An 11,952-nucleotide genomic window follows, 5' to 3' on the forward strand; every position below is an offset into this window, starting at 1 on the left:
ACTAAAACACCCTCGCGTGGGGCCACTCCATCGCTGGCTAGCTCCTCCCGGCGGGGGGGCCCGGGGTTAAACCCCCGCCGGCACCACCGGGTGTCGCACCCCGAGGTGGCGAGCGCGAAGTGAAGAACTGGAAAAGGAATACCTTCCTCCTCACGGCCGTCCTGCTCGCCATGAGCGGCAGCGGTTACTACGCACTGTCGGACTCCGGCGAGCCCACGCTCGCCCAACAGGCGGCCGGCGTCCGGGTGGACATGCCGCTCGACGCCTACCGGCTCACCCCGCAGCAGCAGTTGGAGGTCGACCGGGCCGCGGACCTGCTGGTCCGGGCGTGCATGGCGAAGGCCGGATTCGAGTGGTACATACCGGCCGAGCCTCCGCGGCGGGTCGATCCCCGGCGTCGTCGCTACGGGGTGATCGACCCCCAGGTCGCCCAGGAGTGGGGCTACCACCTTCCCGTGGACCCGGCATCCACCGACACGGCGAGCCGGCGCAGCGCGGTCCTCAAGGACCCCCGCGCCGATCGGGCGTACTACGGTCCCGAGGACGACAAGGCGAAAGGGTGCGCGGCCAAAGCGCACGCCGAACTGGCCCACGGCGCGGGGAACGCCCGGGACATCGCTTTCCCCCGGGCGACCACTCTCTCCTGGCAGTCCCTCGAAGCGTCGAAGAAGCAGCGGGACGTCGTGGCCGCGCTGCGCGCCTGGAAGAAGTGCATGGCAGCACGCGGACACCCCTACGACACCCCCGCCGAGGCCGTGAGCGACAAGGCGTGGGATCTCGACGCCGCAGCCGTCGGGCGACAGGAGAAGGCCGTGGCCGTGGCCGATGTCACCTGCAAATACGAGGTCGGTCTGGTGACCACCTGGTGGGAGGCCGAATCGGCCGTTCAGCGCGGCATGATCTCGGCGAACGCCGCCGCGCTGACGGCGCAGAAATCGATGTTCGAGACATATATGGAGAACGTACGCGCGGTGCTGGACCGCGCGCGATCGTCTCCTGCCGACGGTTGACGGCCGAGGGTCAGGCGGCCCGCACCTCGTACGCCGCGATCCGTACCGTCTCGTCGTCCAGGCACTGCCCGGTCTCCAGGTCGAACCGCTGCTTCAGGAGGGGGGAGGCGACGAAGGGGCGGCCCTGGTGGGTGCCGGTGAGGCCGCGGGAGAGGACCGCCGCGCCGCCGAAGGGGTCGCGGTTGTCGACGGCGTAGAGCTTGCCGTGGCGGTCGCGGAACAGGGCGGCCTGGCTGCCGTCGGGCAGCAGCGCGGCCACGCCCCGGCCGGGCAGCAGGTGGGTCAGGTCGCAGACCGTGAGCCAGTCGCCGTCCAGCTGGAGCTGGACCTTCAGGTCGGTGGTCTCGGGTGCCAGGGTCATCGCTGGGCGCTTCCTTCCAGGGGGCGGTGGCCGATGGTCAGCAGCGGCAGGTCGGGCTTGATCTGGTCGCGCTCGGGGACGAAGCCGACGACCGGGTCGGGGGTGTCGGGCGCGTTGATGAAGGACACGAACCGGGCGAGCTTCTCCGGGTCGTTGATGGTGGTCGCCCACTCGTCGGCGTAGTTCGCCACGTGGGCCGTCATCAGGGACTCCAGCTCCTCGCAGATGCCGAGGGAGTCCTCCACGACCACGTCCCGGATGTGGTCCAGGCCGCCCGGGATCCGCTCCAGCCAGGTCGAGGTGCGCTCCAGGCGGTCGGCGGTGCGGATGTAGAACATCAGGAACCGGTCGATCAGACGGATCAGTTCGGCGTCGGAGAGGTCCTGCGCGAGCAGGTCCGCGTGGCGCGGGGTGGCGCCGCCGTTGCCGCCGACGTAGAGGTTCCAGCCGTTGGTGGTGGCGATGACGCCGAAGTCCTTCGACTGGGCCTCGGCGCACTCGCGGGCGCAGCCCGACACCGCCGACTTCAGCTTGTGCGGCGACCTCAGGCCCCGGTAGCGCAGCTCCAGGTCGATGGCCATCCGGACCGAGTCCTGGACGCCGTAGCGGCACCAGGTGGAGCCCACACAGGACTTCACCGTCCGCAGCGACTTGCCGTACGCGTGCCCCGACTCGAAACCGGCGTCCACCAACCGCGCCCAGATCAGCGGGAGTTGCTCGACGCGGGCGCCGAACATGTCGATCCGCTGGCCACCGGTGATCTTCGTGTAGAGGCCGAAGTCGCGGGCCACCTCACCGATCACGATCAGCTTCTCCGGGGTGATCTCACCGCCGGGGATGCGTGGCACGATCGAGTACGAGCCGTTCTTCTGGATGTTGGCGAGGAAGTGGTCGTTGGAGTCCTGGAGCGCGGCCTGCTCGCCGTCCAGGACGTAGCCGCTCGCGCCGATCGTCGGGGCGAGGGAGGCGATGATCGAGGCGACCGCCGGCTTGCAGACCTCGCAGCCGTCACCGCCCTTGGCGCCGTCGCGGCCGTAGCGGTCGAGCAGGTCCTGGTAGGTGTTGATGCGCAGGGCCAGGACGATCTCGTACAGCTCCTCGCGGGTCTGCGAGAAGCAGCCGCACAGTCCCTTGTCGACCTCGACGCCGGACGCCTCCAGCTCGGCGGTGACCAGCTGGCCGAGTACCTTGACGCAACTGCCGCACGTCGTACCGGCCTTGGTGCACTTCTTCACCTCGGGCACGGTCGTGCACTGGTGGTCGGTGACCGCGGCGCGGATCGTGCCCTTGCGGACGTTGTTGCAGGAGCAGATGATCGCGTCGTCCGGCAGCGCGGTGGGGCCGAGCTGGACGGACTCGCCTGCGCCTGCGGGCAGTACGAGCGACTCGGGGGAGACCGGCGGGACCGAGCCGGTGAACGCCTTCAGCGTGCCGTACGCCTCCGCGTCGCCGACCAGGATGCCGCCGAGCAGCGTGCCGTCCCGGCCGATGACCAGCTTCTTGTACAGGCCCGCGCGGGAGTCGGAGTAGACGACGTCCAGGCAGTCCTCGGTCGCGCCGTGCGCGTCACCGAAGGAGGCGACGTCCACGCCGAGGAGCTTCAACTTGGTCGACAAGTCGGCGCCGACAAAGGCGGCTTCGTCCGCCGCGATCGTCGCGGCCGCCGTCTCCGCCTGCTCGTAACCGGGGGCCACCAGGCCGTACACCCGGCCGTCGGCGGCCAGCGCGCACTCGCCGATCGCGAAGACGTGCGGGTCGGCGACCGTACGGCACTGCTCGTCGACAGTGATGCCGCCGCGCTCGCCGACGGTGAGGCCGCAGTCGCGGGCCAGCTGGTCGCGGGGGCGGACACCGGCGCTGAACACCACGAGATCCGTGGCGAGTTCGGAGCCGTCGGAGAGCTTCATGCCGGTGACGGCGCCCTCGGCGTCGACCACGATCTCCTGCGTGCCGACGCCCGTGTGGACGGAGAGCCCCATGTCCTGGATGGTCCGCAGCAGCGCCGCGCCACCGCCCTCGTCGACCTGCACCGGCATCAGCCGCGGCGCGAACTCCACGATGTGGGAGGTGAGTCCGAGCCCCTTGAGCGCACCGGCCGCCTCAAGTCCGAGCAGACCGCCGCCGACCACGGCACCGGTCGTCCGCGTCTTCGCGTACTCCTCGATGGCGAGCAGGTCCTCGATCGTGCGGTAGACGAAACAGCCCTGGGCGTCCTTGTTCGGGACCGGCGGTACGAAGGGGTACGAGCCGGTGGCGAGGACGAGGGTCTCGTACGAGAAGACCTGACCGGACTTCGCGGTGACCTTCTTCGCCTCGCGGTCGATCGTGACGGCCGGGTCGCCGACGTACAGCTCGATGCCGTGCGTGTTGATGAACTCCATGTCCGTCATGGAGAGTTCCTCGGGCGTCTTGCCGGAGAAGTACGAGGTGAGCGCGACGCGGTCGTACGCGGGACGCGGCTCCTCGCAGAGCACGACCACACGGTGGGTGGCGGTCAGGCCGCGCTCGGCGAGGGCTTCGAGGAAGCGCTGGCCGACCATGCCGTGGCCGACGAGCACGATCGTGGGGGTGGCCTCCGTGGCCTCCGGGTGGGCGGTCATCAGGAGCCTCCATCGTTGGTGAGCAGGTGGAGCAGGGGGCCGTTGTCGGGGAGCGGCTCTGCTCCCTCCCAGGCGCGGGCGAGCGCGCCGACCGTGCCGAGTTCGCCGACGAGGACCCCGCCGACCAGACGGTCGTCGCGGACGACGACCTTGCGGTAGGTGCCGCGGGTGGCGTCGGCGAGCTGCACGACGTCGTCCCCCGGGAGCGGCTCGGTCTCGCCGAACGCCGCGAGATCGAAGGCGCTCTGCCCGTCGAAGGCGCTCTGCCCGGCGAGCGTGAGCCGGGTCAGCGCGCGGGTGCCGGTGTAGCGCACGCCCGTCCGGCCGGCGAGCAACTCGGCGAGCGCGTCGGCCTGTTCGAGGGCCGGGGTGGCGAGCCCGTAGATCGTGCCGTCGTGCTGGGCGCAGTCGCCGATGGCCCGGATGTGCGGGTCGGAGGTGCGCAGTTCGTCGTCGACGACGATGCCCTTGCGGACCTCCAGGCCGGCGATCTGCGCGAGGCCGACACGGGGGTGCACCCCGCAGGCCAGGACCACGAGGTCGGCGTCCAGGGCGAATCCGTCGTGCAGTTCGACCGAGCGGACCTGGCCGCCGACGCAGCGCACGTCCCGCACACGGCACTCGGTGTGCACCTCGACGCCGAGGTCCTTGAGGTGCCGCAGCACCAACTTCGAGGCCGCCGGGTCGAGCTGACGCTCCATCAGCCGCTCGGACTGCTGGGCGAGGACGACCTGCGCACCGCGCTGGGCGAGCGCGCGGGCCGCGGAGACCCCGAGGAGCCCGCCGCCGATGACGACCGCCCGCGCGCCCGGCCGTACGGCCTTCGACAGGCCGAGGCAGTCGTCCATGGTGCGGAAGGCGTGCACGCCCTCGGGGAGCACATGGTCGGGGGTACTGCGCCTGCCCGGGGGACGACCCCCGGACCCCCGGCCGGAAGAGCGGGTCGGCGCCCCTGCCCGGTGTGCGGAGCCGACGTAGGCGTCAGTGAACAGACCGCGCAGCGGCGGCAGCACCGGGTTGGAACCGGTCGCCAGCACCAGCGTGTCGTATGCGATCTTCGAACCGTCCGCGAGGTGCACGGCTCTCACCTCGCGGTCGATCCCCGTGACCCGACCGCGGGTCAGCTCCGCGGGCGTGGGCAGCGCGATGACATCGGGGGTGTACCGTCCGGCCAGCACTTCGGCGAGCAGCACCCGGTTGTACGGGCGGTGCTCCTCGTCGCCGACGAGCGTGACGGACGTACCGAGCTCGCCGAGCCGCCGGGCGAGACGGACGCCCGCGAGTCCGGCGCCGATCACCACCACACGCGTATTCGAGGTCATGTTCAGGAGCCTGCGGTGCCGGTGTTACCCGACCGCATCACGTCTGTTTCCCACGGGGAACGCTGCCCTCAGCGGACGTCGGAGGCGGGTGTGAGGGTTCGGCGCGGGCGCCGGGGGTGCGCTGTGAGGAGGGGGTCCGAGGCGCCTGAACGCCCGGAGCCCGCCCAGCTCGATGGCGAGGGCATGTATCCCGTCACGTAGGGTCCCGATCATGCCCGACATATCGCTGACCATGCTCGTCGTCCTGTGCCTCGCGGCCCTCGCGGCCGGCTGGATCGACGCCGTGGTCGGCGGTGGCGGACTCCTCCTGCTGCCCGCCCTCCTGCTCGGCCTGCCCGCGCACACCCCCGCCGCCTACGCGCTCGGCACCAACAAGGCGGTCGCCATCGTCGGCACCTCGGGCGCGGCGGTGACGTACGCCCGCAAGGCGCCGGTCGACGTCCGGCTCGCCGTCTGCATCGGCCTCGCGGCCCTCGCGGGCTCCTCGGCGGGCGCGTTCTTCGCGGCGGGCATGAGCACGGACGTCCTGAAGCCCGTGATCATGGTGGTCCTGCTGGCCGTGGCCGCCTTCGTGATCCTGCGCCCCGGCTTCGGCAGCGCCCCCGCCACCGGCCCGGTCACCCGCCGCCGGATCCTCGCCGCGATCGGCCTCGCGGGCCTCGGCATCGGGTTCTACGACGGTCTGATCGGCCCCGGCACCGGCACGTTCCTGGTCCTCGCCCTCACCGCCGTCCTCCACCTCGACCTCGTCACCGCCTCCGCCACCGCGAAGATCGTCAACTGCTGCACCAACGCGGGCGCGCTCGCGATGTTCGGCTGGCAGGGCACGGTCCTGTGGCAGCTGGCCGCGCTGATGGCCGTCTTCAACCTCGCGGGCGGCATGCTCGGCGCGCACACCGCGCTGAAGAAGGGCAGCGGCTTCGTCCGGGTCGTGCTGCTGACGGTGGTGTTCTCCCTGGTCGCGAAGATGGCGTATGAGCAGTGGCTCGCCTGAAAACCGGTGGGGCCGCCCGGCAGGCTCCTCTACGGTGACCCGGTGACCGATGTGATCGTGCTGAACGGCGGCTCCAGCTCCGGAAAGTCGGGCATCGCCCGCTGTCTCCAGGAGGTGCTGCCGAGCCCGTGGCTGGCCTTCGGCATCGACGACTTCGTCGCGGCCCTGCCGCTGTCGCTCCGGTCCTCGGACGAGGGAATCGCGTTCGCCCCGGACGGTTCGGTGACCGTCGGGCCCGGGTTCACGGCCCTGGAGGCCGCGTGGCGGGCCGGGATCGCGGCGACCGCCCGGGCCGGTGCACCGGTGGTCATCGACGACGTCTTCCTCGGCGGCCCGCACTCCCAGCAGCGCTGGCGCACCTCCCTGACCGGCCTCGACGTCCTGTGGGTCGGCGTGCGCTGCGAGGCGGCGGTGGCCGCGGGCCGCGAGATCGTCCGCGGGGACCGGGCCCGGGGGATGGCCGAGAAGCAGGCGGAGCTGGTCCACGAGGGTGTGGTGTACGACGTGGAGGTCGACACGACGCACGCCGAGGCGTTGGAGTGTGCGCGGGTCATTGCGGGGCGGGTGGGCTGAGGTCGGCTGCCTTTGGTGCCGGGGCGGCGGGGAACGCCGTCGGTCGGGTGGCGGGTCGGTGGTGGCCGTCGTCAGCTGAGCGGTAGGCCCGAGGAGAGTGCCGTCGTGAGCGTCAGCGTGTGGCGGTACGCGCGCTCGGCCGCGTCGGCGATCCGGAGCCGTACGCCGGGATCCGTCACCGCCGCGTTCATCCGGCCGGTGAAGCGGGCCCAGCGGGCGTGGTCGCCACAGCCGTAGTACGACACCCCGTCCGGGGCGCACAGCCCGTACGCGGTACAGACGTGCCGGTGCAGGACGAGCGCGCCGAGCGTGGATCCCTCCAGCACGTACAGGAAGCCGAGCAGTGCGTCGGGGTCGACGGCGGCGGTGTGCCGGATCTCGGCGACGAACGCCTGTGCGGCTTGCCTCACGCGCGCCTCGACGGCTTGGGTGGCGCCCGGCCCCGCGGCTTGCGCCGTGCCCGGCCCCGCGGTCCGCGCCGCGCCAGCCGCCCTGCCCTCCTCCGCCGTTTCCTCCGCCACGCGCGGCTCCGCCGTCCCCCGCGCGAACACCGACGCCTCCCCACACGCCCCCGGCCCCGCCACCGTCCCCCTCTCCGCGAAGTACCGCAGGTCCCGCTCGACCAGCGGCAGCTTCACCAGTTCCGCCGACCACACCTCGGTCACCGCCGGGCCGGGGGCGCGGGACAGCTCGTCCTCCAGGGCCCCGAGCACCAGCCGGTACGCGGTGAGCTGGGCGACGTACCGCTCCAGTGGCAGCGTGCCGGAGAGCAGGGCGCGGGCGAAGGCCGTGGCCTCCAGGGCGTCGTGCCGCCCGCGGGTGCCCGCCCGTAGCGTCTCGGACAGGGAGGCGGTCACGCGCCGTACCGCCGCCGGAGCGTGTCGTGCAGACGGTCGACGAGATGGCCCTTGCGGTCGATCGTCAGGTCGAAGTACCGCGCGCTGCGCTCCGAGCGGCATACGCGGTGCACGGACTCCATGGCCGAGCGCTTCAGCTCCACCGCCTCGGCGGAGAGCGAAAGGATCGTTTCTTCGAAGCGGGGGTGATCGAGGACGAAGGACTTGAGCCGGTCGCCGTCCGCCTCGGACGCCCCGTCGAGCAGCTCCAGGAAGACCCGGTTGCTCAACCCGTCGAAGTCCTCGTGGACATTGGCGCCGCCCACTTCGGGCACCACGTCCGTCAGATCGTTGAAGAGCTGGCTGGCCAGCCCCAGCCGGCGCATGGCCTCGTCCAGGGCGTCGCGTTCCCCGGTCTCGACCTCCAGCGCGGCCAGCGCCGCGTCCAGCGGCATCCGGAACAGCGTGCCCGTCTTGAGCACCGCCACCGACTCCCAGAACCGCACCCGTTCCTCGGGCGACGCGGCCGGCAGCGCGGCCCGGGTGGGCGCGGCCCGGGTCGCCAGATCGCACGCCTGGCCGGTGAAGCCGTCGCCCACGGAGGCGAGCAGGCTCGCCACGACCGCCGGTTCGGCCGCGTGCCGCAGCGCCGAGGCGATCAGCCAGGAGCCGGTGTTGAGGGCGAGGGGGACACCGTGGACGGCGTGCAGGGCGGGCTCGCCGTAGCGGACGGTGCTGCCGTCCTGGATGTCGTCGAGGGCGACCGCGGCCTTGAGGAGGATCCGCACGGCGACGGCCGTACGGCGCACCGTGGCGAGGTCGGTGTCGCCGCCCCGCTCGCCTCGTTCGTCGGGGAAGCCGCGGTAGTTGCGGTGGGCCCAGAACACCAGCGACGGCCGCAGGGGCGGTGTGCCGGGCGCGGACGGGAGCGCGGGCTGGCCCGCCTTGGAGCCGAGGGCGTCGGCGACCGGGGCGTACAGGGCGTGGCGCAAGGCCGTCCCGTACGGCGATCCCCCGGGCGGGGGTGTCAGCGCGCCGAGGAAGACGCGCAGGTCGTCCTCCAGAAGGGCGGAGTCCTGGCGCACCGTGGCTTCGACGTCCGTGACGGCGGTCATGTCCACCTCCTATGAGGACACGATCCCCGCACGGGGGCACTTCGGTGAGTTCTCTTCTGGCCATTGATTGAGCGTTAAACGGTCAGCGGTTGTCGCTCAGGTGGTCAGCGGTTGTCGGTCAGGTGGGCGAACACGACCACGTTGCCCTGGTAGCCGGTCGCCCGTGAGTAACCCCCGCCGCAGGTGATGACCCGCAGCTCGGGGCGTTTCGCCGCGCCGTAGACCTTCTCGTCGGGGAAGCGCTTCGCGTCGTACACCTCGACCGCGTCCACGGTGAACACCGCGACGCTGCCGTCCCGCCGGTCCACCTCGATGCGGGCGCCCTTGTGCAGCGCTCCGAGGTCGTAGAAGACGGCGGGGCCCTCGGCGTTGTCGACGTGCCCGGCGACGATCGCGGTGCCCGTCTCGCCGGGGGTGGTGCCGGCCTCGTACCAGCCGGCGAGGTTCTCCTTCTCGGCGGGCGGTACGTCGAGACTCCCGCTCCTGGTGAGCGCGAGCCCCATGAGGGGGGCGTCGACGCGGATCGCCGGGATGCGGATACGGTCCGGCGGCGAGGGAGGCATCGCGGGCGCGACCACCCTGTCGGCCCCGGCCTCCTGCCGTCCCCCGTGCCCCTGCGCGGCCGACGGCTGCGGCGGGGCGTGCGCACCGGCCCCGCGCAACAACCAGGCGCCGGCGCACAGGGCGACGACGGTGACCCCGGCTATGACGACGTTGCCGACCCGCCGCCGACTCCTGCGGCCACGGGGCTCACGGCGGGGGTGTCGGTGCACGGCGTTCCTCCCAGGCGTGGAGTTCTCCGTCCCCTCCGGGCCGCGAGGGGCGTCGGGCCCGGAGGGGAGGGATGTGCGGTACCGGTGGACGGACAGCGGAGGGTGTCCGTCAGATCCCGTCGCCTCTCGCCCGGCGATGCAGGAGCCAGGTACCGCCCGCGGCGGCGACGGCGAGAGCCGCCACGCCGGCCGCGGTCTGCACGGGATCGGGGCCAAGCGCGCCACCGACCCCCGTCTTCACACTTCCGCGGGGATGCACCTGGGTACGGGCCGATGTGAGCGTGACCACGAGATCCCCGGTCACCCGCCGCCCGCCTCCCGCACAGACCGCCGCGATCTCGTACGTCCCCGGCTGCGCGCTCGGTGGCACCCGGAACTGCCCGATCGCGTCACCGTCGTGCGCACTGGGCGCGAGCGGGAACGCCCCGGCGCCCACCGCACTGGCGTCCCCGGCACCGCTCCCGCCGTCCCCGCAGGCCGCCGTGTTCACCGTGACCTGGTCGCCCGGCACCGCCGAGGAGGGGTACACCTCCAGGCTCCCGGCGCCCACGTCCGCGACCACGTCCCCGACCGCGCCGTACGCCGGCGAGGCGACCAGCCCCGCGGCCGCGACGGCGAGCGCGGTGCCGGTGAGCAGACGGGCGGTACGGCGCATCGGTGCTCCTTCGAGCTCTGAGGTGTCCCCTGCCCTTCCGAGGTAAGTACCAGTGGGCCGAGCGCGCTTCCTGAGAGGGCGTCAGAAACGCGGTGAACGGGTGCCGGGCCGGGTCCCCGCGGACCGGCCCGGCCGGAGTTTCGGCAGGTCATCGCCGTACGGCAGGGATCTCACGGAAGAGAATCCGAAGGGTGCGCGGCGCACGTGCGACCGGGTGACCCACCGGTCCCGGCACGGACTTGACCTCAAGTCCGGTGGAGGTACGAGCCTGTGACGCATGACCACAGACACCGCGTCCCGCCCTGACACCACACCCCGCCCCGACACCACACCCCACCCCGAGACCGCGCCCCTTCACGAGGGCACCCCGCTCCGCGTCACCCTCGTCGTCGGCAGCAACCGGCACGGCCGCTTCGGTCCGGTCGTCGCCGACTGGCTGCTCGACCGGCTGCGCGACCGCGACGACGTGCTCCCCGAGGTCGTCGACGTGGCCGAGGCCGAGCTGCCCATGAGCTTCGCGCGGAGCCCCGAGGCGGCCACCGCCCTGTCCGCGGTGACCCCGAAGCTGGCGGCCGCGGACGCCTTCGTCGTACTCACCCCCGAGTACAACCACTCCTTTCCGGCCGGTCTGAAGAACCTCGTCGACTGGCACTACGCCGAGTGGCGCGCCAAGCCCGTCGGCCTCGTCTCCTACGGCGGCATCTCCGGCGGCCTGCGCGCCGTCGAGCATCTGCGCCAGGTCTTCGCCGAGCTGCACGCCGTGACGGTCCGCGACACCGTCTCCTTCCACAACGCGGGCGCGTCCTTCGACGCCGACGGCCGCCCACGGGATCCGGCGGGGCCGGACAGCGCCGTGACGACGATGCTGGACCAACTGGTCTGGTGGGGACGGGCGTTGAGGGAGGCGAAGGAGAGGCGGCCGTACGGGGGGTAGTGCGGCGGCAGCCTTCCCGGACCCGGTCGGCCCGCCGGGGCCGGCAGGCCATGGGGGTGACGCCGGCCTCTCGGCTTTCCGCGGTCTCCGGCCTCGCTACGGTGGAGCGATGGCCATGGAACAGCGCATCACCCTGATCACCCTGGGCGTCTCGGACCTGCCCCGCGCCAAGGCCTTCTACCAGGCGCTCGGCTGGCACGGCCAGGAGATCGCCGAGACGGCCTTCTTCCAGGCGGGCGGGCTGGGATTCGTCCTGTGGAGCAGACAGAAACTGGCCGAGGACTGCGGGCTGGAGCCGGGGAGCGCGGCCGGCGGGGCGGGTTCGGGCGGCGGGGCGGGTTCGGGTGGCGGGGCGGGTTCGGGTGGCGGGGCGGAGTCGGATAGCAGGGCGGCTTCGGGCGGCGGAGGGGACTCGGGCAGCGGAGCCGGCTCGGGCGGCGGCGCGCGTGTTTTCGGCGGGATCGCCCTCGCGCACAACGTCCGCTCCGACGCCGAGGTCGACGCCCTGCTCGCGGCGGTGGAGGCGGCGGGCGGCACGATCACGAAACCCGCCGCGCTGAACGAGATCGGCTTCTACTCCGGCGCCTTCACCGACCCGGACGGCCACGCCTGGGAGGTGGCCCACAACCCCGCCTTCCCCTTGTCCCCGGACGGCACGGTGACCATCCCGGACTTCGGCACGGACTAGGGCGTGTTGCGAAAGTCCCGTCTGCCGTTCGACGCCCGGCACGCCCTCTCGCCGCACCGGACGAAAGCCCACGTACAACCAGTACGAGGGC

At 72.4% G+C, this 11,952-nt stretch carries 12 protein-coding genes; 5 read left to right on the top strand and 7 right to left on the bottom strand.

Going from position 1 to position 11,952, the window contains the following annotated elements:
• Positions 1 to 119 precede the first annotated feature (119 nt).
• Entirely contained in the window at positions 120 to 1,010 is an 891-nt protein-coding gene (locus tag ABZ896_RS49515; protein WP_360944978.1) for a hypothetical protein, read from the top strand.
• A gap of 10 nt (positions 1,011 to 1,020) precedes the next feature.
• On the opposite strand, the gene nirD is transcribed toward ABZ896_RS49515, so the two are convergent.
• Genes nirD through ABZ896_RS49530 form a run of 3 tightly spaced genes read right to left on the bottom strand, consistent with a single transcriptional unit; the run spans position 1,021 to position 5,293 of the window.
• On the bottom strand, positions 1,021 to 1,371 hold the full coding sequence (gene nirD, locus ABZ896_RS49520) for a nitrite reductase small subunit NirD (RefSeq protein ID WP_360944981.1): 351 nt from the start codon (positions 1,369 to 1,371) through the stop codon (positions 1,021 to 1,023).
• Positions 1,368 to 3,971, bottom strand: a complete 2,604-nt coding sequence (gene nirB, locus ABZ896_RS49525; protein ID WP_360944984.1) for a nitrite reductase large subunit NirB — start codon at positions 3,969 to 3,971, stop codon at positions 1,368 to 1,370. The genes nirD and nirB overlap by 4 nt, the downstream gene beginning before the upstream one ends.
• Entirely contained in the window at positions 3,971 to 5,293 is a 1,323-nt protein-coding gene (locus ABZ896_RS49530) for an FAD-dependent oxidoreductase (protein WP_360944987.1), read from the bottom strand. Before ABZ896_RS49530 ends, nirB begins: the two co-directional genes overlap by 1 nt.
• A 211-nt stretch (positions 5,294 to 5,504) precedes the next feature.
• Between ABZ896_RS49530 and ABZ896_RS49535 the strand changes: the two genes are divergently transcribed.
• Positions 5,505 to 6,287 (top strand): TSUP family transporter, encoded by a 783-nt coding sequence (locus ABZ896_RS49535; protein WP_360944990.1) that lies wholly within the window; start codon positions 5,505 to 5,507, stop codon positions 6,285 to 6,287.
• 51 nt (positions 6,288 to 6,338) lie between these two features.
• Positions 6,339 to 6,860 (top strand): chloramphenicol phosphotransferase CPT, encoded by a 522-nt coding sequence (gene cpt, locus ABZ896_RS49540; protein ID WP_360945012.1) that lies wholly within the window; start codon positions 6,339 to 6,341, stop codon positions 6,858 to 6,860.
• 71 nt (positions 6,861 to 6,931) lie between these two features.
• Here cpt and ABZ896_RS49545 read toward each other — a convergent pair whose 3' ends face one another.
• The 4 genes from ABZ896_RS49545 to ABZ896_RS49560 form a co-directional block, all read right to left on the bottom strand.
• Positions 6,932 to 7,717: a biliverdin-producing heme oxygenase gene (locus ABZ896_RS49545; protein ID WP_360944993.1), complete on the bottom strand. Its 786-nt coding sequence runs from the start codon at positions 7,715 to 7,717 to the stop codon at positions 6,932 to 6,934.
• Positions 7,714 to 8,811 (bottom strand): polyprenyl synthetase family protein, encoded by a 1,098-nt coding sequence (locus ABZ896_RS49550; protein WP_360944996.1) that lies wholly within the window; start codon positions 8,809 to 8,811, stop codon positions 7,714 to 7,716. Before ABZ896_RS49550 ends, ABZ896_RS49545 begins: the two co-directional genes overlap by 4 nt.
• 104 nt (positions 8,812 to 8,915) lie before the next feature.
• Positions 8,916 to 9,584, bottom strand: a complete 669-nt coding sequence (locus tag ABZ896_RS49555) for a class F sortase (RefSeq protein ID WP_360945000.1) — start codon at positions 9,582 to 9,584, stop codon at positions 8,916 to 8,918.
• A gap of 109 nt (positions 9,585 to 9,693) precedes the next feature.
• The gene (locus ABZ896_RS49560) at positions 9,694 to 10,239 is read right to left on the bottom strand and encodes a hypothetical protein (protein WP_360945003.1); all 546 of its coding nucleotides are present in this window, start codon (positions 10,237 to 10,239) and stop codon (positions 9,694 to 9,696) included.
• Positions 10,240 to 10,516: 277 nt separating this feature from the next.
• On the opposite strand from ABZ896_RS49560, the gene ABZ896_RS49565 reads away from it, so the two are divergent.
• A complete protein-coding gene (locus tag ABZ896_RS49565; protein ID WP_360945006.1) occupies positions 10,517 to 11,173 on the top strand; it encodes an NAD(P)H-dependent oxidoreductase in 657 nt (218 codons plus the stop codon).
• A 109-nt stretch (positions 11,174 to 11,282) separates the two neighbouring features.
• Positions 11,283 to 11,861 carry a VOC family protein gene (locus ABZ896_RS49570; protein ID WP_360945009.1) on the top strand — a complete coding sequence of 193 codons (579 nt, stop codon included), beginning with the start codon at positions 11,283 to 11,285 and terminating at the stop codon, positions 11,859 to 11,861.
• The last annotated feature ends 91 nt before the right edge of the window (positions 11,862 to 11,952 follow it).

Source organism: Streptomyces sp. NPDC047072 (assembly GCF_040643855.1).
In the GTDB taxonomy this organism is placed as follows: Bacteria; Actinomycetota; Actinomycetes; order Streptomycetales; family Streptomycetaceae; genus Streptomyces.